At 71.2% G+C, this 1,444-nt stretch carries 2 protein-coding genes; both read right to left on the bottom strand.

Going from position 1 to position 1,444, the window contains the following annotated elements; translation table 11 throughout:
- Positions 1-17: 17 nt before the first annotated feature.
- Positions 18-689, bottom strand: coding sequence for a pyridoxal 5'-phosphate synthase (locus tag HLK59_RS50020; RefSeq protein ID WP_171148331.1), 672 nt, complete (start codon positions 687-689; stop codon positions 18-20).
- A 28-nt stretch (positions 690-717) separates the two neighbouring features.
- Positions 718-1,146, bottom strand: coding sequence for a pyridoxamine 5'-phosphate oxidase family protein (locus HLK59_RS50015; RefSeq protein ID WP_171148330.1), 429 nt, complete (start codon positions 1,144-1,146; stop codon positions 718-720).
- Positions 1,147-1,444: the final 298 nt, after the last annotated feature.

Raw genomic sequence — 1,444 nt, 5'->3', positions numbered from 1 at the left:
CTGTACCGCTTGGCCCCTCAGGAGGAGGAGTTCTTCCAGGGGGACGCCCACCCCTGCCCCGTACGGCGATACACCAGCCGCACATGTCGGCGCCGGGCGTCCCCCTGGAAGAACTCCACCTCCTGAGGGGCCAAGCGGTACAGGGTCCACGTCGGCACCGGGGCGTCCGGTCTCGACCGGGCCTCGGTCCATGCCGCCTCGGAGGCCTCGGCCAGCTCCTCCAGTGAGCCCAGGGCCTCGCTCTGGTGGCCCGTGAGCGCGGCGGCCAGGGCGCCTGTCGAGCGGGCGTGGAGGTCGGCCCGGCCCTCCTGGGAGGGGGCCGCGGTGACCGGGCCGCGGATCCGGACCTGACGGCCCAGGGCCGGCCAGTAGAAGCCCAGGGCCGCGTAGGGGCGGGCCGTGAGGTGGTGGCCCTTGCGGCTGGTCACGTGGGTGGCGAAGGCCCAGCCCGCCGCGTCCGCGCCGTGCAGCATCACCGTGCGTACGTCCGGGTGGCCGGCCTCGTCCGAGGTGGCCAGGGACATCGTGTGCGGTTCGGGCTGGCCCGCCGCCACCGCCTCCGCGAACCACTCCGTGAAGAGGGGGAGTGGTTCGGCGGGGGCCGTGGCCGGGTCGAAGGAGGGCAGGGTGGTGGCCTCGGGGGCCCATACCCGCAGTGATCTCAGGAGTGCGTGAAGATCCGTTCCCATGCCCCCGATTCTCACCCCCGGGCGCCGCCTACAACGAACCGATGTCCGATGACACCCAGCGCTCCGGGCGCAGCCGGATGATCACCTGCTCGCCGTGGTTCTTCCAGGCGAAGTCGACGTACGCCTCCACCTTCTCGGGCGGCAGGTAGCGCGCGGAGATCTCCCGGAGGAGTTCGACGGTGGCGGGGGTGGTGTCGAGGACCGGGCCCTCCACGGACACGTACTTCAGCTCCGGCTCGACCGTGTCCACCATGAGGGAGAACCGGCCCGCCGCGTCGATCAGCCGCTGCTTGCGGGAGCCGAGGCCGGTGAGGATCCAGATGTCGCCGCCGGGCTCGTACTGGTACCAGATCGGCACGGACAGCGGCGCCCGTCCCTCTCCGCCGTCCACCGACAGCGCGGCCACGTGGGGTTCGGCCAGGAATTGCTCGCGTTCCAGCCTGGTCAGGGCGGTCATACGGTCTCCTCCAGCGGTGTGCGGCGACTGATGTGTGCTAGGCCACAACACCGGTCGAGGGGGCGGCTGTTCCCTTCGGGCGCCGGCGCATGGACACGGTGGCGTACGTTGATCTCCGAGCCGGAGCGAGCCGGAGCGAGCCGACCGAGCGGGAAAGCGGGGCAGTTGTGCACACCGAACCGAAGTGGCCCACGTCGGGCCACGGCGACAACACGTCCCCCACCACCTGTCTCTTATACCCACCTCACTCTTCCCCCCCCCCCCCTCATGTCGCACGCGGGTGTGCACGTGGCATAAA

This window comes from Streptomyces sp. S3(2020) (assembly GCF_013044505.1).
GTDB lineage: Bacteria > Actinomycetota > Actinomycetes > Streptomycetales > Streptomycetaceae > Streptomyces.
This window is presented reverse-complemented; position numbering and strand designations above follow the sequence as displayed.